The sequence below is a fragment of the Stenotrophomonas sp. 01N47 genome, assembly GCF_056399165.1.
In genome coordinates, this window is sequence record NZ_JBFTQU010000002.1 from 160,092 (window position 1) to 185,243 (window position 25,152).

Sequence of the window (25,152 nt, forward strand, 5' to 3'; positions counted from 1 at the left end):
CTGCCGTCAACGTGCAACCACCGCCCCGGCCGAGCGCGCCAGTGCGGCCGCTTCCTGATCACCCTTGCGCTCGCTGTAGCGATCCACCAGGTAGTCCGAACGGTCCCGCGTCAGCAGGGTGAGCTTGACCAGCTCCTCCATCACATCCACCACCCGGTCGTAGTACGCCGAGGGTTTCATCCGCCCGTTCTCGTCGAACTCCTGCCATGCCTTGGCCACCGAAGACTGATTGGGGATGGTCAGCATGCGCATCCACCGCCCCAGCACGCGCAGCGTGTTGACCGTGTTGAACGACTGCGAACCGCCACTGACCTGCATCACTGCCAGCGTCCTGCCCTGCGTCGGGCGCACGCTGCCATCTTCCAGCGGCAGCCAGTCGATCTGGTTCTTGAACACACCGGTGACCGTGCCGTGGCGCTCCGGGCTGATCCAGACCTGGCCTTCGGACCATTGCGACCACGCGCGCAGGCGCTGCACTTCAGGGTGATCGGCGCCGACGCTGTCGAGCATGGGCAGCGCATGCGGATCGAACACCCGGGTCTCGCAGCCGAGGTGGCGCAGCAGGTGCTCGGCCTCCAGCGCCAGCTTGCGGCTGAACGACTGCGGACGCAGCGAGCCATACAGCAGCAGGATCCGCGGCGGGTGCGCGCGGCCGGCGCCCAGCAGGGACAGGTCGGGCTGGGGAAGCGAGGCTTCGGCCAGATTCGGGAGGGCGGGACTTGCGATGGATTCATTCATTCGACTATTCTAGAAATATGGAAACGAAAAATGCAATCGCCGCCCTCACCGCCCTTGGCCATGCCACCCGCCTGGCCGCCTTCCGGTTGCTGGTGGAAGCCGGCCCAGCCGGCCGCATGGCCGGCGACATCGGCAGCGCCCTGCAGGTGCCGCCGGCCACGCTCAGCTTCCATCTGAAGGAGCTGCTGCAGGCCGGGCTGGTCGAGAGCGAGAGCCAGGGCCGCAACGTCTGCTACCGCGCCAACTTCAGTGCCATGACCGGCCTGATCGATTACCTGACCCATAACTGCTGCGCAGGCTCGCCCGACCCGGCCTGCAGCCCAGCGTCCCCTGATTGCGCCTGCTGACCGGAGATCCGCTTCGTGACCACCCAACGCGTCCTGTTCCTGTGCACGGGCAATTCCGCCCGCAGTGTTCTTGCCGAGGCCACGCTGCGGGCGTGGGCCGGCCATCGCTTCGAGGTGTTTAGCGCCGGCAGCCAGCCAGCCGGCGAGGTCAATCCATTCGCCCTGGCCCAACTGCAGGCCGAGGGCATCGCCACCGCAGGCCTGCGCAGCAAATCGTGGGACGAGTTCGCCGATGGCGCGCCGATGGACCTGGTGATCACCGTCTGCGATGCCGCGGCCGCCGAGGCGTGCCCGGTGGTGTTCGGCGACTTCGTGCGTACGCACTGGGGCTTGCCCGATCCAGCCGCCGTCGAGGGCAGCGCGGATGACAAGGCGGCCGCGTTCGCGCAGGCACACGCCATCGTCAAGGCACGGTTGCTGGCCCTGCTGGCATTGCCCGCAGCCACCTGGTCCGACCGACAGCAGTTGAAGGACGCGCTGGATCGCATTGGTTTCGTGCAACCCGGGGACGATCAGGCGTGAGCGCGCCGGCACCGATGGGGTTGTTCGAGCGCTACCTGACACTGTGGGTGGCGCTGTGCATCGTGGCCGGCACCCTGCTCGGCCACGCGCTGCCGCAACCCTTCGCTGCGCTGGCGTCGGCGGAGGTGGCCAAGGTCAACCTGCCCATCGCCGTGCTGATCTGGCTGATGATCATCCCGATGCTGTTGCGGGTGGATTTCAGCGCGATGCGCCAGCTCGGCCAGCATTGGAAAGGCATCGGCGTGACGTTGTTCATCAACTGGGCGGTCAAGCCGTTCTCGATGGCGTTGCTGGGTTGGTTCTTCCTGCGCCACGTGTTCGCCGACGCGCTGCCCGCCGCGCAGATCGACAGCTACATCGCCGGGCTGATCCTGCTGGCAGCAGCGCCCTGCACCGCGATGGTCTTCGTGTGGAGCAACCTGTGCCGCGGCGATGCCAACTTCACCCTCAGCCAGGTGGCGTTGAACGACGCGATCATGGTGGTGGCCTATGCACCGGTGGTGGCGCTGCTGCTGGGCCTGTCGGCGATCAGCGTGCCATGGGACACGCTGCTGCTGTCGGTGTCGCTGTACATCATCGCACCGGTGCTGGTGGCCGCACTGCTGCGGCGCTGGATGCTGGCCCGTCGCGGCCAGGCTGGCCTGCAGTCCGCGCTGCGCACGCTGGGCCCGGTCTCGCTGCTGGCCCTGCTGCTGACGCTTGTGCTGCTGTTCGGCTTCCAGGGCGAGCAGATCGTTCGGCAGCCGCTGGTCATCGCCATCCTGGCGGTGCCGATCCTGATCCAGGTCTACTTCAACTCAGGTCTGGCCTACCTGCTCAACCGGCGCCTGGGTGTTGCCCACTGCGTGGCCGGTCCCTCGGCGCTGATCGGCGCCAGCAACTTCTTCGAACTGGCCGTGGCCACCGCCGTGGGCCTGTTCGGCGTGCATTCCGGCGCTGCGCTGGCGACCGTGGTCGGCGTGCTGATCGAAGTACCGGTGATGCTGTCGGTGGTGCGCATCGTCAATGCATCGCGCGGTTGGTACGAGCGGCGCTGAGGCAAGGACGCACCGCGCAGGTCGCCCAAGCTGCCGACGCCATCGCTCTCAACATCCACTTCACCCGTGATGGGATTCGATGGCCGCACAGGAGCTCCTGCTGCAGCGCCCGGTCGGTTGGGCAAGGGCATACCGCCCTGCATGGTTGTTGATCATCCCCCGCCCTGCCCACCCTGAGGACGTTGCCGTGGACACATCACTTCACTCCCTTGCGAAGCTGGCCGCCCGCGTGTTGCTGATGCTGCTGTTCCTGGTATCGGGCCTGGGCAAGCTGTCCGACCCGGCGGCAACACAGGGCTACATGGCGGCGATGGGTCTTCCCGGCATCCTGTTGTGGCCCACCATCCTGTTCGAGATCGGCACGGCCCTGTGCATCCTGCTCGGTTTCCAGACCCGGGCAGTGGCCGCGGTGCTGGCCGCCTTCAGCCTGGTCACGGCCTTCATCTTCCACCACCAGCTCGCCGACCCGGTGCAGCAGATCATGTTCCTGAAAAATCTGGCCATCGCCGGCGGCTTCCTGCTGCTGGCCTGCAGCGGGCCTGGCCGCTTCAGCGTGGACGCCAGGCGCAGCAAGCCCTGAGCCGGGCAAAGCGCGGCATCCCGCCGCCCTGCCCTTGTCTCAGCGACCCTTGGGCGGGGCCGTCGAACCCCGCAGCATCACGCTGAAATCCAGCGTCTGCTGAAGCGGTACATCGACCTGTTCGATGATGGCGAGCAGCAGGTTGACCGCGCGCTCACCGATCTCCCGCATCGGTTGCCTGATGGTCGTCAACGGAGGCGTGAGGTAACGCGATGACGCCAGGTCGTCGAAGCCGACGATGGAGACGTCATCCGGCACGCGGATGCCAAGATCCCGGCAGGCTGCCAGCGCACCCAGCGCCATCTGGTCGCTGAAGCAGAAGATCGCGGTGGGTGCGGTTGCGGGCGGCAGCAGCGCCATCGCGGCCGCATGGCCGGACTCCACCGAAAAGTCACCCGGCACGACGCTGAGGTGGCGCAGGCGGCCACGCGCCCTGCCGGCGGCGCGCACGCCTTCCAGCCGTTGCGTGTGCAGGGGATTGTCGGGCGGTCCGCCCACCACAGCGATCCGCTCGTGCCCCAGTCCGTACAGGTGCTCCATCACAGCGCGCGCGGCGGCCGCGTTGTCGATGTGGACGCTGGGGATGCCCAGCGCGGGATCGAACTCGCAGCCATTGACCACCGGTGCAGCGGTACCTCGTTGCTGGACAATCTCGCGCGCCGTCGGCGGCAGGCGATGCCCCAGCACGATCAGACCATCGGCCTCGTTGCGTCGGAGCATCTGCGCGTAGCGCTCCTCGCGCTCGGGCAGGTTCTGGGTGTCGCCCAGCAGGACGGCGTAGCCAACGGCCTGCGCCGCATCTTCCGCGCCCTGCAGGATCTGCGCGAAGAACGGGTTGGCGATGTCCGGCACGGTGACCAGGATCTTGCCGCTGCGCTGGGTCTTGAGTGTCCTGGCCACCGTGTTGGGCACGTAGCCCAGCGCAACAGCGGCCTGCTCGATGCGCGCGCGTGTAGCCGGCAGCACTTTGTCCGGCCGGGAAAGCGCTCGCGACACCGTGCCTGCGGAGACGCCGACGTGCCTTGCGATGTCGTAGATGGTGGCCATGGCGTTACCTCTTCCTTCCGCTGTGCAGTGCACAACGGGTCTTTCGAATGCCCCTGCTAGGATAATGCAATCGATTGCATCGAGGGCGAATCAACGTGAAGACGCTCAAGGGTCCAGCGCTGTTCCTGGCGCAGTTCATCGGCGACACACCTCCCTTTGATCGGCTGGACACGCTGGCCGGATGGGCCGCGGGGCTGGGCTATTCTGGCGTACAAGTGCCGACCAGCGCGCCCCACCTGTTCGATCTGGCCGAGGCGGCGCGCAGCCAGGCGTACTGCGACGATGTCAGCGGCATGCTGGGCGGACATGGCCTGCAGATCACCGAGCTGTCCACCCACCTGCAGGGGCAGCTGGTTGCAGTCCATCCGGCCTATGACAGCCTGTTCGACGGATTCGCGCCGCCGGACAAGCGTGGCGATCCGGCCGCCCGCCAGGCCTGGGCGGTGGAGCAGCTGCTGCTGGCCGCCAAGGCCAGCCAGCGCCTGGGGCTGACCGCGCATGCCACGTTCTCCGGCGCACTGGCCTGGCCGTACTTATATCCCTGGCCGCAGCGGCCACCCGGTCTGGTGGAGGAAGCCTTCGCCGAACTCGGCCGCCGCTGGCGTCCCATCCTGGATGCGTTCGACGCCTGCGGCGTGGACCTGTGCTTCGAGATCCATCCGGGCGAGGACCTACATGACGGCGCGACCTTCGAGCGCTTCCTCGACGTGGTGGACCACCATCCCCGCGCGAAAATCCTGTACGACCCCAGCCACCTGCTGCTGCAGCAGATGGACTACCTCGGCTTCATCGACCGTTACCACGATCGCATCGGCATCTTCCACGTCAAGGACGCGGAATATCACCCCAGTGCCAGCAGTGGCGTGTATGGCGGCTACCAGGACTGGATCGATCGTCCGGGGCGGTTCCGATCACTCGGCGATGGGCAGATCGACTTCAAGGCGATCTTCTCGAAATTCGCCCAGTACGACTTCCCCGGCTGGGCAGTGCTGGAATGGGAGTGCTGCCTGAAGCACCCCGAAGACGGCGCGCGCGAGGGGGCCATCTTCATCCGCGACCACATCATCCGCGTGACCGAACGCGCCTTCGATGACTTTGCCGACAGCGGCACAGACGCCGCATCACTGCGCCGCATGCTGGGAATCTGAGCCGATACCGCCCCGGGAGGGCAAGCCATGACGCACACCATGTCGCGCTTGGGCGCGATGATGTTTCTGCAGTTCTTCATCTGGGGGGCATGGTTCGTCACCCTGGGAACCTATCTGGTGCAGGGCCCGCTGCAGGCCAGCGCAAGCCAGGTGGCGACGGCCTTCCTCAGCCAGTCCATCGGTGCCATCGTCGCGCCCTTCCTGGTTGGCCTGATCGCTGACCGCTACTTCGCGGCGCAGCGCATCCTCGCGGTCCTGCACCTGGCTGGCGCAGTGCTGATGTGGCTGGCGTCCACCGCAACCAGCTTCAGCATGTTCTCCGCCTGCGTCATGGGCTACATGCTGCTGTTCATGCCGACGCTGGCACTGGCCAACAGCGTGGCGATGCGGCACATGCAGTCGCCCGAGAAGCAATTCCCGCTGGTGCGGGTGGCCGGCAGCGTCGGCTGGATCGTGGCAGGCGTGCTGATCGGCTGGCTGGGCTGGGAACAGGCGCACCGGCTCGAGCTGACCTTCCGGATGGCGGCGATGGCGTCGCTGGCGCTGGGCCTGTATGCGTTCACCCTGCCGCACACCCCGCCGCTGGCACAGCAGCGCGATGCCGGGCTGGGGCAGATCCTGGGGCTGGATTCGCTGCGCCTGCTGAAGTCACGCTCGTACCTGGTGTTCTTCCTGGCGTCCATCGCGATCTGCATCCCGCTGGCGTTCTACTACAACTTCACCAACCCGTATCTCAACGACCTGGGCGTGCGCGGCGCGGCGGGCCTGCAGTCGCTGGGACAGGTCTCCGAAGTCCTGCTGATGCTGGCCATGCCGTTCCTGTTCGTGCGGCTGGGGGTGAAGACGATGCTGGCGGTAGGCATGGCCGCATGGGTCGTGCGTTACGTCATGTTCGCCTTTGGCGATGCGGGCGGCGGCTTCTCGCTGCTGGTGATCGGCATCGTGCTGCACGGCATCTGCTACGACTTCTTCTTCGTCACCGGCCAGATCTACACCGATGCGCATGCCGGCCCGGCCGCGCGCAGCAGCGCGCAGGGATTCATCACCCTGGCCACATATGGCGTGGGCATGCTGATCGGCACGTTCCTGTCCGGCGCGGTGGTGGAGCACTTCACCACTGCAGCCGGTCCGGACTGGCAGCAGATCTGGCTGTTCCCGGCAGGGGTCGCGCTGCTCGTGCTGATCGCCTTCCTGCTGCTGTTCCGCGACCGGCCAGTGGTTGCGGCCGCACCTTCCACGCCCTGAGGACCCTACCTGATGCCAAAGACTGGAATCGCCATCGTAGGCACGGGAATGATCGGTGCCGTGCACCGTCGCGCGGCGCTGCTGGCGGGTGCCGACATCCGTGGCGTGGCCGCCTCTTCTCCGCAGCGCGCACGCGACGTGGCGCAGGCGTGGGGTGTCCCGCGTGCCTATCGGGACATCGAGGAGGTGGTCGCCGATCCACAGGTGCAGGTCGTGCACGTATGCACGCCCAACCACCTGCACCGTCCCATGGCACAGGCCGCACTGGAAGCCGGCAAGCACGTGGTCTGCGAGAAGCCGCTGGCCACCACGCTGGAGGACGCCCGGGCGCTGGCAGCATTGGCGGCCGCCAACGCGCTGGTCGCCACGGTGCCCTTCGTCTACCGCTACCACCCGGTGGTCCGCGAGGCGCGCGCACGCATCGCCCATGGCGAACTGGGGCCGCTGCACCTGATTCACGGCAGCTACCTGCAGGACTGGCTGCTGGACCCGGCCAGCAACAACTGGCGCGTGGACCCGGCGCTGGGCGGCGCGTCGCGCGTGTTCGCCGACATCGGCTCGCACTGGTGCGACCTGGTGGAATGGGTCAGCGGCGAGCGCTTCACCGAGGTCAGCGCGGCGTTCGACACGGTGATCGCCGAACGCAGCACCGACACCGGGCAAAGCTTCACCACAGCAGCGGCCGGTGGCGCGATGCAGGCGGTCACCAGCGAGGACGTGGCCGCGGCGATGTTCCGTACCGGCGCCGGGACGCTGGCATCGTTGACGGTCAGCCAGGTATCGGCCGGACGCCACAACCGTCTCTGGTTCGAGATTGATGGCGCCAGGGCCAGCGTGGCGTTCAACCAGGAAGATGCCGAGCGGCTGTGGATCGGCAAGCCCGACCAGCGCGAGGAAGTCTTCGTGCGCGGACCGGGCGCCGGCAGTGCCGAACAGCGCCGGCTGTCGCTGTTGCCGGCCGGGCACGCGCAGGGCTACGGCCACTGCTTCGAGGCATTCGTCGCCGACACCTATCGCGCCATCGAAGGCGAGCGACCGGATGGCCTGCCCACCTTCGAAGACGGCGTGCGCTCGGCGCTGATCGTCGACCGCGTCATCACCTCGGCCAGGACCCGTGCCTGGACCGCCATCGGTTGAACCCCGGGAGCATCTCATGATGAACACGCCTGCCCGCAGAACTGCCACCCTCGCCCTGCTGCTGTTCGCTGCCCTGCCCGTCCTGGCACACGAAGCCGCCAGCCCGCACAAGCCCATCGCCGTGCAGATGTACACACTGCGCAACGCCGGCCCGCTCGACCAGCAGTTGAAGATCGTCCACGACGCCGGCGTGGATGCGGTGGAAACGGTGGGCACGCAGGGCGTCAGCGCGGCCGAACTCAAGCAGTTGCTGGACCGGTATTCGATCAGGGCGATTTCCTCCCACGTGCAACTGGCCGAGCTGCGCAAGGACCTGGACGGCGTGGTGTCCTTCAACCGGTCGATCGGCAACGCCACCCTGGTGGTGCCTTACCTGGACGCGAAGGATCGGCCGACCGATGCCGCAGGCTGGACCGCGCTGGGCAAGGAACTGGGCGCGATCGCCAAGCAGGTACGGGCCAAGGGCATGCGCCTGGCCTACCACAACCATGACTTCGAACTGGTCGACTTCAATGGCCGGACCGGCCTGGAACTGCTGTTCGCAGCGGCCGGGCCGGACCTGCAGACCGAGCTGGACCTGGCCTGGGTCGCGCGTGCGGGACTGGACCCGGCGGTGATGCTCGGCAAGTTCCGCGGCCGCCTGTTTGCGGTACACGCCAAGGACAATGCACCCGAGGGCCAGGCCGAAGACGAGGGCGGCTTCGCTGCCGTCGGCCAGGGTGTGCTGGACTGGCGCGCGATCCTGCCAGCCGCCGCAACGGCCGGCGTGCACTGGTACATCCTCGAGCACGACCAGCCACGCGACCCGGCCAAGGTCATCCAGACCGGCGCGGACTACCTGCGTGAACACCTGCCCGCCAACGTGTCCACCCGTGCGCAGCACTGATGCCTGAAGGAGGCCCCACATGAAGACGATCCTGGCAATGGCCGTAGTTCTTTCCTGTGCTGTGTTTACGACTGCGGCATGGTCCAAGGACGACCCTGCCGCTGGTGAAAAGCTCTACACCGCGAACTGCACGGCCTGCCATGGCGCGGACCGTGCGGGCATGCCGGGCGCGTTCCCCGCCCTCACCGACGTCAGCAAGCGGCTGCAGCCGGCACAGATCAAGGAAAAGATCAGCAAAGGTGGCGGGCTGATGCCGCCCTTCTCCCAGCTGTCGCAGCAGGAAATAGATGACATCGCCAGCTACCTGGCCAAGTAAACGGCCGGCGATCACGCCGGCCGAGTGCCGCTACAGCTCGCGCACCCAGATATTGCGGTAGCTGACCTTGGAATCATGTTCCTGCAGGTAGAGCGGCGCGCACGCATGGGGCGAATACGAGGGCGCGCCGATGTACTCGGTCTTGCCCGCCAGCACGGTGTCGTCCTGCACCAGCACGCCGTTGTGCAGGACGGTGATGCGCGCAGGCGACACAAGCCCACCGCCCACTGAGAAGCGCGGTGCCTTCCAGAGGATGTCGTGGGCCTGCCACTGCCCCGGTGCACGCGAAGCATTCACCAGCGGCATGGCCTGCTTGTAGATGGAGCCGGCCTGACCGTTGGCATAGGTCGGGTTGTTGTAGCTGTCCAGCACCTGCAGCTCATAGAGTTCATGCAGGAAGATGCCGCTGTTGCCCCGGTTCTGGCCGTCGAAACCCTTGGTCTCGACAGGTGTGCGCCACTCGACATGCAGCTGGATATCGCAGAAGCGCTGCTTGGTGCGGATGCCCTTGCTGCCCGGCACGATGGTCAGGGCGCCGTCGGCGACGGTCCAGGGCACACGCCCACCCTGCTCCGACTCCCAGGCCGAGGCATCCTTGCCATCGAACAGCACGATGGCGTCGGACGGCGCCTTGCCCGGCGGTGTGGCGACGGTTGCAGGCACGGGCGTCCATACCTCGGTCTTCGCTGGATCGCGCGCGGGATCGGCCGCGGCCTGCGCGAACGCCGATGCAGCGGCCAGCATGCCGGCGGCGATCAATAGCGGCGTGATCTTCATGGCGTGATCCATCAGCTGGTCCCCCAGGCGGGCGTGCCGGGAACATAGGCCAGGTCGCCGTCGTAGCGGCCCGGCACGGCGACGTAACGCAGCACTTCGGTCGCGCCAACCTTGGAGGTAAAGAAACCGAAGATGGTGAGCTGCTTGAACATCGTGAAGTAATGCGGCATCGGTTCTCCTGCCTCGGCGGTGCCGGTTTCGGTCACCTCGACCGCATGCTTCCTGGCCTCTGCATCCAGCGCGCGCAGCAGTTCAGTGCGGGCCTGCGGCGCAAGTGAAACGAAGCGGCCGCCGGCGCGTTTGTCGATATCGGCCAGGCCAGCACGGAACGTCGCCTGCTGCCGGGCGGTGTAGCAGTCGCTGACGAACGTCGCCATGAACGCACCGGCGCCTGTGTCTTTCGCCCCCGGCGTTTTCGTCCGCGGCAGGATGGTCCCGGCGATCTCGTCCAGCGTGCCGACATCCGCGTCCGAGAAGCGCGTCTTCGCCCATGCGGCGGGAGCCTGTGCCTGACCGAGCGCGGGCAGGCCGATCATCGCCGCACCGGTGGCGGCGACGATCATTTTCAGCAGTTCGCGGCGGTCCATCACAGGTTCCCCGCTTTCAGTTCGCGCACGGCATGGTCAGCAGCCCGCGCGGTCAGTGCCATGTAGGTCAACGAAGGATTCACGCACGCGCTGGAGGTCATGCAGGCACCGTCGGTCACATAGACGTTGGGCGCATCCCAGACCTGGTTGTGCTGGTTCAGCACGGACGTCCTGCGGTCACGGCCCATGCGCGCGGTCCCCATCTCATGGATGCCCTTGCCCGGGGCGTAGTCGTTGTCGTGCATCTCCACGTCCTTGACGCCGGCGGCCTCCAGCATCTCGGCGGCATCGGCGGCCATGTCCTTGCGCATGGCCAGTTCGTTGGCGCGCATGGCTACGTCCATCGCCAGCACCGGCAGTCCCCACTTGTCCTTGCGGTCCCGGTCCAGGCGGATCGTGTTGTCGTGGTGCGGCAGCATTTCGCCGAAGCCGGTCATGCCGATGCGCCAGTCACCGGGCACGGTCAGCGCCTCCTTCAGGTCGGCACCGATGTTCAGCTCGGCGATCTCGCGCGACCACCCCGTGCGGCTGGCACCGCCCTGGTAGCCGAAGCCGCGCAGGTAGCCGCGCCTGTCAGCGGCCACGTTGCGGAAGCGGGGAATGTAGAAGCCGCAGGGACGACGACCGAAGTAGTACTTGTCCTCAAAGCCTTCGACGCGGCCGGAGGCACCCGCGCCGAAATGATGGTCCATCACGTTGTGTCCCAGCTCACCGGACGAAGAGCCCAGCCCACCCTCCCACACATCGGTGGCCGAGTTCATCAGCAGCCAGGTCGAATTGAAGGACGATGCGTTGAGGAAGATCACCTTGGCCGTGTACTGGTAGGTCTGGCCGGTCTCCGCATCGATGACCTCCACACCGCGTGCACGCTTGCGGTCCTTGTCGTAGAGCACCTCCTTGACGATGGAGAACGGCCGCAGGGTCAGGTTGCCGGTCTTCATCGCCGCCGGCAGCGTCGCCGCCTGGGTGGAGAAATAGGCCCCGAAGGGACAGCCGAGGATGCACTTGTTGCGGTACTGGCAGTTGACGCGGCCCTGCTCGGGCATCGGCTTGGTGATGTTCGCCGTGCGCGAGTGGATCATGTGCCGGGTGCCGCCGAAGGCCTTCCGGATCCGCGCGGCCACGTCCTTCTCGACGATGTTCAACGGGATCGGCGGAAGGAACTCGCCGTCCGGCAACACGTCCAGCCCTTCGCGCGTACCGGCGATGCCGGCGAATTTCTCCACATGGTCGTACCACGGCGCGATGTCGGCGTAGCGGATGGGCCAGTCGGTGGCGATGCCGTCCTTGAGGTTCGCCTCAAAATCCAGGTCGGAGAAGCGATAGCTCTGTCGGCCCCACATCAGCGAACGGCCGCCGACATGGTAGCCGCGGAACCAGTCGAACCGTTTGGTCTCGATGTACGGCGATTCCTGTTCGTCGGCCCACATGCCCTGCAGGTTCTCGGCCAGCGCGTAGTCGCGCATCAGCACCGGGAAGGCCGCCTTCATCGCCTGTGTAGGCCGGTTGCGATGCGGGAAATCCCACGGCTCCTTCATCGCGTTGACGTAGTCCTTGACGTGCTCGATGTTGCGTCCGCGTTCCAGCATCAGGACCTTGAGGCCCTTCTCGGTCAGTTCCTTCGCCGCCCAACCGCCACTGATTCCCGAGCCAACAACAATGGCGTCGTAATGATTGTCTGCCATGGATCTCTCACCTGGTGGATATCGTTTCAGACGTCGCAGAGGCGGATGGCCTCGCGCAGCGAACCGACGGGATCCGGTGCCGCAGGCATGAATTCCTGCGCCAGATACCCATCGAAACCGGTGTCGCGGATCGCGCGACAGATGGCGGGGTAATTGAGTTCCTGCTGGTCCCCGATCTCGTGCCGGCCCGGCACGCCCGCGGTGTGGTAATGCTTGAAACAGGCGTGATGCCTGCCGATGGTGGCGATGATGTCGCCCTCCATGATCTGCATGTGATAGATGTCGTACAGCAGGCCGAAGTTGTCCGAGCCGAGCCGCTGGCACAGTTCCACGCCCCAGGCGGAGTGGTCGCACAGATAGTCGCGATGATCGACCCTGGAGTTCAGCAGCTCCATCACCAGCACCACGCCACGTTTCTCGGCCTGCCCGAGGATGCGCTTGAGGCCGGCCTCGGCATTGGCCATGCCCTCCTGCGGGTCCATGCCGTTGCGGTTGCCGGAAAAGCAGATGAGGTTGCGGTAACCGGCATCGGCCACCAGGTCGATATGCCGCGTGTAGCGCTCCACCAGCTGATCGTGGAACTCACGGCCGGCAAAGCCCTTGGTAAGGCCCAGCTCGGCGCCGTTGCACATCGAGCTGTATACGCCATGGGCCTTCAGGGTGGGCCAGTCTTCCGGGCCGACCAGGTCGATCGCGGCAAAACCGATGTCCTTCACCGTCGCGCAGAGCTGGGCGACCGACAGCTGCGGAAAGGTCCAGCGGGCCACGGAGTGCTTCAGGTTGCCCTTGAGCGGCGCAGTGGCGGCAAACGCAGGCAGAACGCCCGCCGCCGCCAAGCCAAGGCTCGCAGCGGCCGCCATGCGCAGCGCATCGCGCCGCGTGAGGCCCGGGGCCGGTCTGATCGAATGGATGGACATCCACCTGCCGGCCTCCCAACCGGTATCAAACGCAACGATTCACGGCAATGCAATCGATTGCACCATAGGGGAGGAAATTGTCTGTTTGCAAGTCGCGGTGCACGAAAATCAATGCTGCGGGGCACCACGGCAAGCCCGATTCCGGCCCCATCGCAGCTGAGCGGCCAAGGCGTGCAGCATTGCGGGAAAGCGAACGCGGGTGAAGCTCAGGGCATTCCCCGCTCACCCTGGGAGCGGGCCAACGCGCGCAGGTGTTGATGCCAGCGCGGTTCGAATTCCGCGTAGCTGCCGATCAGCTGCTGGAAGGCCGCTGGATTTCCGCCTCGGTGCAGAAGCAGCAGAGCTTGCCGACGATGGGCTTGGCCGTCGCCTTCCATCAGGAAGTGGACCAGGCTCCACCACGCCACGTAGTAGCCGTTCACGTGCGCTGCGACGGGCGGTCCGCTGTCTTCCACCAGTTGCCGCAGGGTGGGCAGCGGCGCATTTTCGAGGCTGGGCCGCCCGGCGCTATCGAAGCGCAGTTCGCTCAGCCACCAGACCGGGTAGCCGGCCGGATCCGGCGTGCCCACGTGCAGCGTTCCGCCTGAAAGCCTGCTGGCGCCGAAGTAACAGGCCATCCCTTCGTTCATCCAGCGTCGCGGGGACAGGCCACTGGCCTCGGCCAGCAGCTGATGGGTCACTTCATGCAGCATCCACTGATGGGGCGCGTCGCCCTCGCCCGGATAGGCAAAGGCGTAAGGTCGGCGGTAGTACGCCTCGGCCCATGGGCTGCTGCGGTTGTGTGCCTTGAAGTCGGCCTGGTCGCGGTACAGCACCAACTGGAAAGGCCCGGCGGTGCCCCGCTGCCCCACGGTCATCGCATACGACCGATGCAGCGCTTCCACTGCCATGCCGACCGCAGCGGTCTGTTGCGGGTTTGCGGCGCTGTGGATGAGGAAGTGCGGTGTACGCGACGCCATCGCAGGCAGGCCAGGTGGCGCGGTCGTAGCTGATTGGCGCCGGGAATCGCGGTTACCGCCGTCGCCGCAGCCGCCGAGAATCAGCAGCAGGGCGACGGTGGCTAGGCGGAAGCGCGTCATGTGCACCCACGCTACAACAAAAAACCCCGGCAGGCGCTGGGCCTTGCCGGGGTTCTGCAGGCCGGAGCCTGGCGGGAATCAGAACGGAATATCGTCGTCAGCGAAATCATCCATCGGCGGCGCCGACTGCTGCGGCGGCTGCTGCGGACGCTGCTGGCCGTAGCCGCCGCCCTGGTTGCCGCCCTGGTTGTAACCACCGCCCTGGCCGCCACGCTGGTTGCCACCGCCACCACCACCGCCGCCGTATTCCTGGCGCGGGGCCTGCTGGCGCTGCGGACGCTCGCCGCCAGCGAAGTTGCCGCCGCCACCGCCGCCGCCTTCACCGCGGCCACCCAGCATCTGCATTTCATCGGCGACGATGTCGGTGGAGTACTTCTCCACGCCGTCCTGGCCGGTGTACTTGTCGTAACGCAGGCTGCCTTCGACGTACACCGAGCTGCCCTTGCGCAGGTACTCGCCGGCGATCTCGCCGAGCTTGCCGAAGAACACCACGCGGTGCCATTCGGTACGTTCCTGCTGGTTGCCATCCTTGTCCTTGCGGACGCTGGTGGTAGCCAGGCTGATGCGGGTGATCGCCATGCCGCTCTGGGTGTACTTCACGTCCGGGTCGTTGCCGAGGTTGCCGACCAGGATGACTTTGTTGATGCCGCGCGCCATAGGTACCTTCGTCCGTTGTCCAAGGGCAGGCCGCCAGTGATAGCACGTCCCCGGGCGGGGGTGCAGAGCGCTGGGGTCGCCCCCGGGAAATTTGGGGGAATACGAGAACGGGTCATCTTACCATCCCCTCGGCCGACACCTGGGTCGGGAAAGCCCCCGGCCATGGCCGGAATCCGGCCTGCAGCCCCCGGGCAGGGCACTGCGCGCGCCCTGCCCCGGCGCGCGGCGCCAGCCCATCGGCGCCCCATGGCATCATTCCCCGATCATTTCCCTGCCGGCCCCCATGACCATCAAAGGCAAAGCCACCTCCCTGGACATCGCCCACCTGGCCGGGGTCTCCCAGCCCACGGTGTCGCGGGCCCTGCGCGGCAGCCCGATGGTCAATGCCGAGACCCGCGAGCGCATCCTGCGCATCGCCCGCGAGCTGAACTACAAGGTCGACAAGAACGCCTCCAGCCTGCGCCTGCGCAATGCCGGCACGCTGGCCCTGCTGTTCTTCGAGGACCCGACCAACGACGACTCGCTGATCAACCCGTTCTTCCACTCGATGCTGGGGTCGATCACCCGCGCCTGCGCGCTGCACGGGCAGGACCTGCTGGTGTCCTTCCAGCAGCTGTCCACCGACTGGCAGGCCGATTACGAAGACAGCAACAAGGCCGATGGCATCATCCTGCTGGGCTATGGCGACTACCACCAGTCGCGCGACCGCCTGCAGCGGCTGGTGGAACAAGGCACCCACTTCGTGCGCTGGGGCGCGGCCCTGCCCGGCCAGCCGGGGGTGTCGATCGGCAGCGACAACTTCCAGGGCGGGCATGACATCACCGCCCACCTGCTGGAACAGGGCTGCCGCCGCATCGCCTTCCTCGGCCATGCCTCCAGCCATTACCCCGAATTCCAGGAGCGCTATCGCGGCCACGTCGAAGCGCTGCGTGCGCATGGCCTGACCGCCGACCCGGCGCTGCAGCACGATGCGATCACCACCGAGGCGTCCGGGCATGAGGCGTGCCTGTCACTGCTGGCCCAGGACCGTTCCATCGATGCGGTCTGCGCGGCCAGCGACCTGATCGCCATCGGCGCGGTGCGCGCGCTGCGCGAACAGGGCCTGCGGGTGCCGCAGGACGTGGCGGTGACCGGCTTCGATGACATCCCGCTGGCAGCCTCGGTGTCGCCGCCGCTGACCACCGTGCAGCAGGACACCAAGCAGGCCGGCCAGCTGCTGGTGGAGAAGCTGCTGGCGCTGATCGGCCGGCAGCCGGTGGAAGGCCAGAGCATTCCGGTGAAGCTGGTGGTGCGCGAGTCGTCGCTGCGCACGTAGCCCTTCGGTGGAGCCAGGCCATGCCCGGCATGCATGCGTGGGACGCAAGGCCGACGACAGCCGGGCATGGCCCGGCTCTACAGGACCTGCATCGCTACGCGCCGCCCGGCATGGCCGTGCGTACCGCCATGCTGAATTCATCCAGCAGGAAGGGCTTGGCGATCATCGCCATGCCTTCGTCCAGGAAGGCCGCGCGCTCCTGTGCCTTTTCCGCATAGCCGGTCATGAACAGGATCGGCAGCGCCGGTCGCGATTGCCGCGCGATCTCCGCCAGCTGGCGCCCGTTGAGCCCCGGCAGCCCGACATCGGTGACCAGCAGATCGATGCTCTGCGCCGAAGTGAGGATGGGAATCGCCGCATCGGCATCACCCACCACCTGGGCGTGGTAGCCCAGGTCTTCCAGCACCACCGTCACCAGCATCCGTACCTGCTCGTCATCCTCCACCACCAGGATGGACTGGCCGGCGCCGCGGCGGATCGGCTGCGAGGGTGCAGGCGCGTCCTCCACAACGGCCTCCGACAACGGAATGAACAGCAGCACCGTCGTCCCTTCGCCGACATTGGACTGGATGGCGATGTGGCCACCGGACTGCTGCATGAAGCCGTACACCATCGACATGCCCAGCCCCGTTCCCTTGCCGATGGGCTTGGTGGTGAAGAAGGGCTCGAAGGCGCGCTCGACCACTTCCGGCGCCATGCCGGCACCGGTGTCGGCCACCTCCACCAATGCGTAGTCACCGGCAGGCACGGCCGTGTACTGGCCTTCCCTTACGCTTACCGACGAGGCACGCAGAGTCAGATCGCCGCCGTCCGGCATCGCATCACGCGCGTTGATGGCCAGGTTCAGCAGCGCGCTCTCGAATTGGTTGGCATCCAGCGTGGCGTGCAAGGGCAGCGGCGAGGGTTCGGCGCGGATGCGCACCGCCTCGCCCAGGGTGCTGTGCAGCAGGTGCTGCACCGAAACCAGCAGCGTGTTGAGCTCCACCGGACGCGCATCCAGCGACTGCCGCCGGGAGAACGCCAGCAGGCGCTGGGTCAGTGCCGCGGCACGCTGGGCCGAGGCGGTGGCGGTGTCCAGGAAACGTTCGAGGTCGTCGACCCGGCCCATGTCCAGGCGCAGCCGGACAATATCCAGCGCAGACAGGATGCCGGTCAGCATGTTGTTGAAATCGTGGGCGATGCCGCCGGTCAACTGGCCGATCGCCTCCATCTTCTGCGACTGCCGCAATGCAGCGTCGCTGGCCTCGCGCGCCGCCATCTGCGCTTCCAGTTCACGGGTGCGCTCGGCCACCATCGCCTCCAGCGCGTGCGCGTGCTGCTGGCTGCTGGCAAGGGCCAGCTTGGCCGCGGTGATATCGGTAACGAATACGTGGAAGCCGTCGATGCGACCCTCGCCATTGCGGCGCGGCGAGTAACGCACTTCGCAGTCCCGGCGCCCGTACACGCGATGTGGCCAGACGATCTCGAACATCGCCTCGCGACCGGCCAACGCCGCTTCCATCGCCGGGCGACGCTGCTGCCACACGGTCTCGCCGATGACCTCGCGCACGTGCCTGCCGATGACCTCTCCGGTGGCCAGTTCGAACCAGCTTTCGTAGGCCTTGTTGGCGAAGCGGAAGCACAGCGCGCGGTCCACGAATGCGATCAGCACCGGCATCGCATCGGCGATCAATCGCAGCTCGGACTCGCTGCGTGCCAATGCCGCGCGGCCGTCGGCCAAGGCGGCGACCTGGTCGCGCACCACGAACTGCTTGCCGCGCGCTCGCAGCGCGCCCTGTACCGCACTGAGCAGCGACACGCTTCCCAGTGGCCGGTCCATTTCCACCACGTTGATCGAGCCGGGCAGCAGCGGCTCGCGGGTGGAACGCCGATAGGAGCGCGCCGACCGCAGCAGGATGAACGGGATGTCGGACCAGGTGGGCTGCTGCTGCAACGCCTGCAGCAGTACCTCGCTGCCGCGTGCCACCGCTTCCTGGGTGACCACCACCAGCCCGGTGCAGTCATCAAGTTGCTCAGCCAGCACTTCCAGGCTTGGCGCGATGCCCGTCCTCAACCCTGCGCCGGCCAGCACCGCAGCGATGCTGTCGGCATCACGGCCGAAGGGAGCGACGATACGGACAACGGTGCCGCCCTCATCGCTATCGGACATCGGACTGGCCCAGCAGCGCTGCGCTGTCGCCGACGAACTCCGGCGTGCCGGTGAGGATGCCCTGGAAATCGGCCAATGCGGCGCTGACAGTGATGCCGCGCCCATCGATCTTCAGTTCGCGGATGGTGTCTTCATGCGCACCGCCGCGGTTCTTGATCACCGAGATCGCCTTGCGGATGCGTCCCTTCGCTTCGAAGAAGCGGAACAGCACCACCGCATCAGCGATGTAGGACACATTGAGGCTGCCGGTGGACATGGTGCCCACCAGCCCATGCTGCGGGTTGATCATGAAGGTCGCCACACCCTTCTGGTTGAGGTAGGACAGCATCTCGTGCAGCTGCAGCATCAGCTGTTTTTCCTGCGGCATGGCGGTCACGTAGCCGTTGAGGCTGTCGATCACCAGCACACGGCAGTTGCGCTCCTCCACGGACTTGCGCAGGTTCCAGGAGAACTCCCCGGGCGACACTTCGGCCGGGTCGATCTGCAGGATCTCCAGCATGCCGGAGCGCAGATGCTTGTCCAGATCGATATCCAGTGCCGAAGCGCGTGCCAGCAGCGTGCCCACGCGCTCGTCGAACTCGAAGATGCAGCTACGCTCGCCGCGCTCGCAGGCGGCCCACACATACTGCAGCGCCACGTTGGTCTTGCCGCTGCCGGCCGGGCCGGTCAACAGGGTGGAGGTACCGCGCAGCGGACCGCCGCCCAGCAGCCGGTCGATCTCGGCCACGCCGCTGCTGATGGGCGTTCCGACGAACCGTCCGTGATGTTCCGAGGCGATCAGGCGGGGGAAGATCTGCACGCCGCCGCGACGGATCACCATGTCGTGGTAGCCGGCAACGAAATCGACGCCCCGCAGCTTCTGCACCTGCATGCGGCGCCGCGCAGGGCCGAAGTCCAGGGTCAGGCGTTCCAGCGAGACCACGCCATGGCACAGGCTGTGCAGCTGGCCGTCGCGCTCATCGCCGGTGGACGTCAGGTCGTCCACCAGGAAAACCGTCGCACTCTTGGGCGCGAAGAACTGCTTGAGTGCGAGGATCTGGCGACGATAGCGCAGCGAATCCTGCGCCAGCAGGCGCAGTTCCGACAATGAATCGAACACCACCCGGGTCGGCCCGATGCTGTCCACCTTGGACATGATCAGGTTGACCGTCTCGTCCAGCTCCATTTCCCACGAATGCAGCACCGACTGCAGGCGGCCATTGCCCATGGCTCCTTCGGCCGAACCCAGCTCGAACAGGTGCAGACCGTCCAGCGACCAGCCGTGCGCCAACGCGACTTCGCGCAGCTCCTCGGCCGTCTCGGACAGGGTGATGTAGAGGCAGCGCTCGCCGCGCCGCAGGCCTTCCAGCAGGAACTGCAGGGACAGCGTGGTCTTGCCGGAGCCCGGCGGCCCCTCAAGCAGGTACAGCCGCGCCTGCGGCAGCCCGCCACCAATGATGCTGTCCAGTCCTTCAATTCCCGTTGTGATCCGCATGCGTGCCTGCATCGACGTCGACGTTTGAGGGGCAAAGCCTATCGGCGCCCCTGTCGACGCATTGTGTGATCCAGCGCAAGTCCAGATCCGCATTCAGAATGCCTTCACGGCGTCGGCGCGGGTTCCGGCCCTGGGCGCACACGCCAGCGCCGACGCGCGTGCGATGCGCTAGATTGGTACCACGCCGCACCATTCCACCCTTCCGGGAGAAGGCCTTTGTCCTCCGCCAGCATTTCCCACACCGCACCGGTGACGGCGGCGGACGGCGCGTTGCACCTGGGCTGAGGCCCACGCTCCTGCCCTCGTACCGGCAATGCCCTTCCGGGCAGTTCCCTGTCGAGGTTCCCATGCTCATTCCCGCGTCCGCGCACGACGTGCGCGCTCTGCTGTCCTGCACCGATCCCGCTGACGAAGCGGTCGCCCCGCCCGATGTGATCGCCATGCTGGCCGACCTCACCGCCTCCATCGAGCCCCGCTTTGCTCCAGCCGCATGGCGGATCGTCGAGGCCGGCCACACGGTTGGCCTGCTGTCCCTGACCTGCGCGCCGCGCGCCGGCGTACTCACCCTCGGCTATGGCGTCGCCCCGGCCCACCAGGGACGCGGGCTTGCCAGCGCCGCACTGGCCGCGTTCGTGCAATGGGCGTGGACCGACCCGCGCGTACGCATGCTGAAGGCGGAAACCGCCGTGGCCAACCTGCCCTCGCAGGCAGTGCTGCGCCGGAATGGTTTCTACGTGGCCGGCCAGGGCATGGATGCCGAGGACGGTGCACTGCTGTGCTGGCAGCTGGGCCGCCCGCCAACGGCACCATGACCAAAGGGGCATGACGCCGCCCCCCGTTCAGCGCGATAAACAGCAGATCAACACACGGAAAGGTGTACGTCGCATGCTGAAGATCGATTCGCTGTCCAAGACGTACGCCAACGGCGTACACGCGTTGAACGGGGTCACCCTGGATATTCCCCGCGGCATGTTCGGCCTGCTCGGGCCCAACGGCGCGGGGAAATCCTCGCTGATGCGCACGCTGGCCACCCTGCAGGAGGCCGACAGCGGCAGTGCCACCCTGAGCATTCCGGGTGAATCGCCGATCGACGTGCTGCGCGACAAGGACGCCGTGCGCCGCCGCCTGGGCTACCTTCCGCAGGATTTCGGGGTGTACCCGAAAGTCAGCGCGCTGGACCTGCTGGAGCACTTTGCCGTACTGAAGGGCTTGACCCAGCGCGGTCAGCGCCGCGAGGTGGTCGATGGCCTGCTGCAGCAGGTGAACCTGTGGGATGCACGCAAGCGCAAGCTGGGCACCTACTCCGGCGGCATGCGCCAGCGCTTCGGCATCGCCCAGGCGCTGTTGGGCGACCCGCGCCTGGTGATCGTCGACGAACCCACCGCCGGCCTTGATCCGGAAGAGCGCAACCGCTTCCTCAACCTGCTAGCGGCCATCGGCGAGAACGTGGCGGTGATCCTGTCCACCCACATCGTCGAGGACGTGACCGACCTGTGCCCGACCATGGCGATCATGAACAAGGGCCAGGTGCTGCTGACCGGTCGCCCCACCGATGCCATCGAGGCATTGCAGCAACAGGTCTGGCGCAAGCAGGTGGAGCCTTCCGAACTGGCCGACCACGAGGCGCGCTACACGGTACTGTCATCGCGCCTGGTCGGCGGCCGCCCGGTGATCCACGTGCACAGCGCCAGCGACCCCGGTGATGGCTTCACTGCGGTCGCCCCCGATCTCGAGGATGTGTACTTCCAGCGCCTGCGCCTGCAGGCGCGTGCCCGTGCAGCCTGAGCGGAGCACACCATGATCCTCACCTTCTTCCGCTTCGAGCTGCGCGAGCAGCTGCGTTCGCCGCTGCTGTGGCTGCTGGCGTTCCTGTTCGCCGCGCTGGCCTTCGCCGCCGCCTCCTCCGAAGCCGTACAGATCGGCGGCGGCGTCAACAACGTGCACAGCAATGCGCCGATCGTCATCGCGCGCTTCATGGGCATCTTCACCATGATGGGCATGCTGGTGTCCACCATGTTCGTCAGCAATGCGTTGCTGCGCGACTTCGAGCTGGGCACCTCGGAGCTGATCTTCGCAAGCCCGATCAAGCGCCGCGATTACCTGGCCGGACGCATCCTGGCAGCGATCTGCGCCAGCCTGGTGGTCTACCTGATCATCGCGCTGGGCATCTTCCTGGGGCCGTTCATGCCCTGGGTGGACAAGGCCCGCGTCGGCCCGGTTTCGCTGGCCAGCTACGCTTGGACCTTCACCTGGATCGTGCTGCCCAACGTGTTGTTCACCACCGCCCTGTTGTCGCTGCTGGCGGCGCTGACGCGCTCGATCCTGTGGGTCTACATCGGCCTGGTCGGCTACTTCGTGCTGTATGGCGTGAGTGCGTCGCTGCTGAGCGATATCGACAACGTCTGGATCGCCACGTTGACCGAGCCACTGGGCATGCGCGCGCTCGGTCGCACGGTCCGCTACTGGGCCGCCGAGCAGAGCAACACCCGCCTGCCCGAGGTGGCGGGCTACCTGCTGGCCAACCGTGCCCTGTGGCTGGGGGTGGCCGCCGTCTTGTTCACCGCCACCTTCGCTCTGTTCCGCACCGAGCGTACCGGCAGTGGGCGCAGGCGTTGGGGCCGTCGCCAGGCTGTGGTCAGCGCCGATGCGCCGCGGCCGGCGGCGATCACCGCACCGCGCGTGCGCCCCCGCTTCAGCGCGGCAACCGGCTGGCACCAGTTCGTGCGCCAGGTGCGCTTTGACACCCTCGGCGTCCTGCGCGGGGTGCCGTTCATCGTGCTGCTGGTGCTGGGCCTGGCCAACTTCATCCCCGCCGCCCTGCACCAGAGCGCGGTCTATGGCACGCCGATCTGGCCGGTCACCACCGAAATGCTGTCGGCCCTGCAGGGCGCCTACAGCTGGCTGCTGGTGATCATCGTGCTGTTCTATTCCGGCGAACTGGTCTGGAAGGAGCGCGCGGTCCGCTTGAACGAAGTCAACGACGCCATGCCCGTACCCAGCTGGGTACCGCTGCTGGCCCGGCTGACCACCCTGGTGGTGATCGTCGCCTGCTTCCAGGCCATCGGTGCGGTGGTGTCGATGGCCATGCAGCTGGTGCAGGGCTATACCCACCTGGAGCCGCTGCTGTACCTGAAGGTGCTGGCCCTCGGTTCGGTGTTCTATCTGCTGATGGGCGGCATGGCGCTGGTCCTGCAGGTCCTGACCAACAACAAGTTCTTCGGCTACGCACTGTTGATCGTGGTGATGATCGCGCAGGTCGCGCTGGGCCTGCTGGACTTCACCCAGAACCTGTACAACTTCGGCAACTGGCCCAACGCCCCGTACTCGGACATGAACGGCTACGGCCACTTCCTGCCTGGGCAGCTGGTCTTCCAGGCCTATTGGGGCCTGCTGCTGGCCGCGCTGCTGTTCCTTGCATCCGCGTTCTGGGTGCGCGGCGTCGGCGCCAGTGCGCGCGACCGGCTGAAGCTGGCGGCACGTCGCCTGCGCGGTCCGACCGGCGCGGGCTTTGCCGTATCCCTGCTCGGCTTTGTCGCGCTCGGCGGATGGTTGTACTGGAGCACCAACATCCGCAATGAATTCTTGTCTCCTGACCAGCAGCGCGACCTGCAGGTGCGCTACGAGCGCGAGCTGTCGAAGTACAGGAACCTGCCGCAACCGCGCATCATCGCCGTCGACAACCGCGTGGACCTCCATCCGGAAACCCAGTCTATGGTCATCGATGCCGACTGGACGGTGCGCAACACCCACGCTGCCCCGATCAGTGACATCCACATCGCGATGGGCGATGACCGCAATCTGGTCAAGGTCGACCTGGGCGGGCAGACCCTGGCCTTCCATGATGTCGACCTGGGTTACCGCATCTACCGCCTGGCCAAGCCGTTGCTGCCCGGCGAGCAGCGGCAGGTGCATTTCCGCGTCGAACAACGACCCAAGGGCATCGCCGCCGGCCAGGCACCCAGCAACATCGTGGACAACGGCACGTTCTTCAACAGCACCCTGCTGCCGTCTTTCGGCTACGACCCGCGCGGCGAGCTGGAGGACCGCAACGAACGGCGCAAGCGCGGGCTGGGTGAGCCGACCCGCATGCCGAAGCTGGAGGATGAAGCAGCACGTGCCAACACCTACATCTCCGACGATGCCGACTGGCTGGACTTCCGTACCACCATCTGCACGGCACCGGACCAGGTCGCGCTGGCCCCGGGCTACCTGCAGCACGAGACCACCGTGAACGGCCGCCGCTGCTTCAGCTATGCGATGGACCGGCCCATGCTCAACTTCTACGCCTATCTGTCGGCGCGCTGGCAGGTGAAGAAGGGCATGTACAAGGACATTCCGATCGAGGTGTACTTCGACCCGGCCCATGCCTACAACGTGGACCGCATGATCGAAGCGGTGCAGAAGTCGCTGGCCTACTACGAGGCGAACTTCACGCCCTACCAGCACCGCCAGGTGCGCATCATCGAGTTCCCGGGCTACCAGAGCTTTGCCCAGTCCTTCGCCAACACCATCCCCTACTCCGAGTCGATCGGCTTCATCGCCGACCTGCGTGACCCGGACAAGGTGGACTACGTGTTCTACGTCACCGCGCATGAGATCGCACACCAGTGGTGGGCGCACCAGGTGATCGGTGCCAACGTGCAGGGCGCCACGGTACTGTCCGAATCGCTGTCGCAGTACTCGGCGCTGATGGTGATGGAAAAGGAGTACGGCCGCGCGCACATGCGCCAGTTCCTGAAGACCGAACTGGACCGCTACCTGGCCGGCCGGGGCGGCGAGCGCATCGAGGAACTGCCGCTGGAACGGGTGGAGAACCAGCAGTACATCCACTATCGCAAGGGTTCGCTGGTGTTCTACCGCCTGCGTGAGGAAATCGGCGAACAGGCGCTGAACCGCGCCCTGCAGCGCTTCCTGCAGGACAAGGGCTACCAGCAGCCGCCGTACACCACCTCGCGGGAGCTGCTGGACTACCTGCGTGCGGAGACCCCGGCCGACCGACAGCAGCTGCTGACCGATCTGTTCGAGAAGATCACGCTGTACGACAACCGGCTGGAGACCGCCAGCGCGCGCAAGCGTGCCGATGGCCGCTACGACGTCACCCTGAAGCTGCACGCCGCCAAGGTCCATGCCGATGGCCAGGGCAAGGAAACGCCGGCCGCGCTGGACGACTGGGTCGAGATCGGCGTGTTCGCCAACGGTCCCTCGGGCAAGGAACGCGACCAGAAGGTGGTGTACCTGCAGCGCCATCACATCACCACGGCAGCGCCGACGATCACGGTGACGGTGGATGCCAAGCCGGACGAGGCCGGTTTCGATCCGTACAACAAGCTGATCGACCGGGTGAGCGAAGACAACCGGCGCAAGGTGACGATGTGATGTGGCGGTGCCGGCCTTCGGGCCGGCACCGACCTCCTACGGCATCCACGCATGGCGCGGATCTACGGGGATGCATCCACGCATGGCGTGGATCTACTGGAATGCATCCATGCGCGGTGTGGATGCCGTACTG

23 protein-coding genes are annotated in these 25,152 nt (G+C 66.6%); 13 read left to right on the top strand and 10 right to left on the bottom strand.

Annotated elements, in window-relative coordinates; genetic code table 11:
* Positions 1-6: 6 nt before the first annotated feature.
* Positions 7-738 carry an arsenical resistance protein ArsH gene (gene arsH / locus AC1DKR_RS04625; protein ID WP_478031381.1) on the bottom strand — a complete coding sequence of 244 codons (732 nt, stop codon included), beginning with the start codon at positions 736-738 and terminating at the stop codon, positions 7-9.
* 17 nt (positions 739-755) lie between these two features.
* Here arsH and AC1DKR_RS04630 point away from each other — a divergent pair, with 17 nt between their 5' ends.
* From AC1DKR_RS04630 to AC1DKR_RS04645, 4 genes are all read left to right on the top strand, one after another.
* Complete coding sequence (locus tag AC1DKR_RS04630) at positions 756-1,085, top strand: ArsR/SmtB family transcription factor (protein ID WP_230110140.1); 330 nt, start codon at positions 756-758, stop codon at positions 1,083-1,085.
* Positions 1,086-1,100: 15 nt separating this feature from the next.
* Positions 1,101-1,607 (top strand): arsenate reductase ArsC, encoded by a 507-nt coding sequence (locus tag AC1DKR_RS04635; RefSeq protein ID WP_230110139.1) that lies wholly within the window; start codon positions 1,101-1,103, stop codon positions 1,605-1,607.
* Positions 1,608-1,621: 14 nt separating this feature from the next.
* The gene (gene arsB / locus AC1DKR_RS04640) at positions 1,622-2,644 is read left to right on the top strand and encodes an ACR3 family arsenite efflux transporter (RefSeq protein WP_032951566.1); all 1,023 of its coding nucleotides are present in this window, start codon (positions 1,622-1,624) and stop codon (positions 2,642-2,644) included.
* Between the two features lie 187 nt (positions 2,645-2,831).
* Complete coding sequence (locus tag AC1DKR_RS04645; RefSeq protein ID WP_478031384.1) at positions 2,832-3,224, top strand: DoxX family protein; 393 nt, start codon at positions 2,832-2,834, stop codon at positions 3,222-3,224.
* A gap of 39 nt (positions 3,225-3,263) precedes the next feature.
* Here AC1DKR_RS04645 and AC1DKR_RS04650 read toward each other — a convergent pair whose 3' ends face one another.
* Positions 3,264-4,271: a LacI family DNA-binding transcriptional regulator gene (locus AC1DKR_RS04650; RefSeq protein ID WP_333623470.1), complete on the bottom strand. Its 1,008-nt coding sequence runs from the start codon at positions 4,269-4,271 to the stop codon at positions 3,264-3,266.
* A gap of 95 nt (positions 4,272-4,366) precedes the next feature.
* Between AC1DKR_RS04650 and AC1DKR_RS04655 the strand changes: the two genes are divergently transcribed.
* The 5 genes from AC1DKR_RS04655 to AC1DKR_RS04675 are packed head-to-tail and all read left to right on the top strand — an operon-like array spanning position 4,367 to position 9,003.
* On the top strand, positions 4,367-5,419 hold the full coding sequence (locus AC1DKR_RS04655; protein WP_478031385.1) for a sugar phosphate isomerase/epimerase family protein: 1,053 nt from the start codon (positions 4,367-4,369) through the stop codon (positions 5,417-5,419).
* A gap of 27 nt (positions 5,420-5,446) precedes the next feature.
* Positions 5,447-6,664, top strand: coding sequence for a nucleoside permease (locus tag AC1DKR_RS04660; protein WP_025873936.1), 1,218 nt, complete (start codon positions 5,447-5,449; stop codon positions 6,662-6,664).
* Positions 6,665-6,676: 12 nt separating this feature from the next.
* Complete coding sequence (locus AC1DKR_RS04665) at positions 6,677-7,801, top strand: Gfo/Idh/MocA family protein (RefSeq protein ID WP_447944767.1); 1,125 nt, start codon at positions 6,677-6,679, stop codon at positions 7,799-7,801.
* Positions 7,802-7,820: 19 nt separating this feature from the next.
* Positions 7,821-8,687 carry a sugar phosphate isomerase/epimerase family protein gene (locus AC1DKR_RS04670; protein ID WP_478031390.1) on the top strand — a complete coding sequence of 289 codons (867 nt, stop codon included), beginning with the start codon at positions 7,821-7,823 and terminating at the stop codon, positions 8,685-8,687.
* Between the two features lie 19 nt (positions 8,688-8,706).
* Positions 8,707-9,003 (top strand): c-type cytochrome, encoded by a 297-nt coding sequence (locus AC1DKR_RS04675; RefSeq protein ID WP_478031393.1) that lies wholly within the window; start codon positions 8,707-8,709, stop codon positions 9,001-9,003.
* Positions 9,004-9,033: 30 nt separating this feature from the next.
* Here the strand turns inward: AC1DKR_RS04675 and AC1DKR_RS04680 are convergent, their stop codons facing one another.
* The 6 genes from AC1DKR_RS04680 to ssb all read right to left on the bottom strand — a co-directional run bounded on the left by AC1DKR_RS04680 (position 9,034) and on the right by ssb (position 14,705).
* Entirely contained in the window at positions 9,034-9,780 is a 747-nt protein-coding gene (locus tag AC1DKR_RS04680) for a 3-keto-disaccharide hydrolase (RefSeq protein WP_478031397.1), read from the bottom strand.
* An 11-nt stretch (positions 9,781-9,791) separates the two neighbouring features.
* A complete protein-coding gene (locus AC1DKR_RS04685; RefSeq protein WP_478031400.1) occupies positions 9,792-10,367 on the bottom strand; it encodes a gluconate 2-dehydrogenase subunit 3 family protein in 576 nt (191 codons plus the stop codon).
* Positions 10,367-12,052: a GMC oxidoreductase gene (locus AC1DKR_RS04690; protein WP_478031402.1), complete on the bottom strand. Its 1,686-nt coding sequence runs from the start codon at positions 12,050-12,052 to the stop codon at positions 10,367-10,369. The genes AC1DKR_RS04685 and AC1DKR_RS04690 overlap by 1 nt, the downstream gene beginning before the upstream one ends.
* A 26-nt stretch (positions 12,053-12,078) precedes the next feature.
* The gene (locus tag AC1DKR_RS04695) at positions 12,079-12,969 is read right to left on the bottom strand and encodes a hydroxypyruvate isomerase family protein (RefSeq protein ID WP_363730383.1); all 891 of its coding nucleotides are present in this window, start codon (positions 12,967-12,969) and stop codon (positions 12,079-12,081) included.
* 206 nt (positions 12,970-13,175) lie between these two features.
* The gene (locus tag AC1DKR_RS04700) at positions 13,176-14,048 is read right to left on the bottom strand and encodes a hypothetical protein (protein WP_363730381.1); all 873 of its coding nucleotides are present in this window, start codon (positions 14,046-14,048) and stop codon (positions 13,176-13,178) included.
* A 78-nt stretch (positions 14,049-14,126) separates the two neighbouring features.
* Positions 14,127-14,705: a single-stranded DNA-binding protein gene (gene ssb, locus AC1DKR_RS04705; RefSeq protein WP_363730379.1), complete on the bottom strand. Its 579-nt coding sequence runs from the start codon at positions 14,703-14,705 to the stop codon at positions 14,127-14,129.
* Positions 14,706-14,988: 283 nt separating this feature from the next.
* On the opposite strand from ssb, the gene AC1DKR_RS04710 reads away from it, so the two are divergent.
* On the top strand, positions 14,989-16,020 hold the full coding sequence (locus AC1DKR_RS04710; RefSeq protein ID WP_025873949.1) for a LacI family DNA-binding transcriptional regulator: 1,032 nt from the start codon (positions 14,989-14,991) through the stop codon (positions 16,018-16,020).
* 94 nt (positions 16,021-16,114) lie between these two features.
* On the opposite strand, the gene AC1DKR_RS04715 is transcribed toward AC1DKR_RS04710, so the two are convergent.
* Both AC1DKR_RS04715 and AC1DKR_RS04720 read right to left on the bottom strand, forming a co-directional pair.
* Complete coding sequence (locus tag AC1DKR_RS04715; RefSeq protein WP_363730374.1) at positions 16,115-18,169, bottom strand: ATP-binding protein; 2,055 nt, start codon at positions 18,167-18,169, stop codon at positions 16,115-16,117.
* Entirely contained in the window at positions 18,159-19,655 is a 1,497-nt protein-coding gene (locus AC1DKR_RS04720) for an ATPase domain-containing protein (protein ID WP_033830567.1), read from the bottom strand. Before AC1DKR_RS04720 ends, AC1DKR_RS04715 begins: the two co-directional genes overlap by 11 nt.
* Positions 19,656-19,990: 335 nt before the next feature.
* On the opposite strand from AC1DKR_RS04720, the gene AC1DKR_RS04725 reads away from it, so the two are divergent.
* From AC1DKR_RS04725 to AC1DKR_RS04735, 3 genes are all read left to right on the top strand, one after another.
* Positions 19,991-20,455 carry a GNAT family N-acetyltransferase gene (locus AC1DKR_RS04725; RefSeq protein WP_223494456.1) on the top strand — a complete coding sequence of 155 codons (465 nt, stop codon included), beginning with the start codon at positions 19,991-19,993 and terminating at the stop codon, positions 20,453-20,455.
* Positions 20,456-20,528: 73 nt separating this feature from the next.
* Complete coding sequence (locus tag AC1DKR_RS04730; RefSeq protein WP_059063355.1) at positions 20,529-21,428, top strand: ABC transporter ATP-binding protein; 900 nt, start codon at positions 20,529-20,531, stop codon at positions 21,426-21,428.
* Between the two features lie 12 nt (positions 21,429-21,440).
* Entirely contained in the window at positions 21,441-25,019 is a 3,579-nt protein-coding gene (locus AC1DKR_RS04735) for an ABC transporter permease/M1 family aminopeptidase (protein ID WP_478031410.1), read from the top strand.
* The last annotated feature ends 133 nt before the right edge of the window (positions 25,020-25,152 follow it).